Annotated in this window: 1 protein-coding gene; it reads left to right on the top strand. The window is 58.3% G+C overall.

Annotated elements, in window-relative coordinates; all coding sequences use genetic code 11:
* A partial coding sequence (locus tag ACEWPL_RS19500) for an IS3 family transposase (protein WP_420744417.1) occupies positions 1-489 on the top strand: 489 nt, incomplete at its 5' end.
* Positions 490-528 lie beyond the last annotated feature (39 nt).

The following is a 528-nucleotide window of genomic DNA, read 5'->3' as shown; positions in this document are numbered from 1 at the left end:
ATCACCTACCTGCCAATGCGGCGCGGGTTCCTCTACCTCGTGGCAATCATGGACTGGCGCACCCGCAAGGTTCTGTCCTGGCGGATCTCGAACACCCTGGAGGCCAACTTCTGCGTCGAGGCGCTGAACGAGGCCATTCAAAAGTTCGGCCCGCCCGAGATCATGAACACGGATCAGGGAAGCCAGTTCACGTCCTTCGCCTGGACGGATCGGCTGCGCCGATCTGGCGTCCGGATCTCGATGGATGGGAAAGGTCGGTTCCTCGACAACATCTTCATCGAGCGGCTATGGCGAACCCTGAAATACGAGTGCGTCTACCTGCATGCCTGGGAGACCGGATCGGAGACGAAAGCGGCCATCCGGAAATGGATGGCATTCTATAACCACCAGCGCCCGCATTCAGCCCTGGGCGGCCAACCTCCGGCGCTGGTCTATTGGCAGAGAAATGATATCAACCAACCCGATCAGCAGGTGCAACGAGTAGCTTAAATTACGCCAGATCCTGTCCAAGAGATGGGGAGTAGCTCA

The organism is Roseovarius roseus (assembly GCF_043355935.2).
Taxonomy (GTDB): Bacteria; Pseudomonadota; Alphaproteobacteria; order Rhodobacterales; family Rhodobacteraceae; genus Roseovarius; species Roseovarius roseus.
The sequence above is the reverse complement of the archived record's forward strand: the minus strand, read 5'-3'. Positions and strand labels throughout refer to the sequence as shown.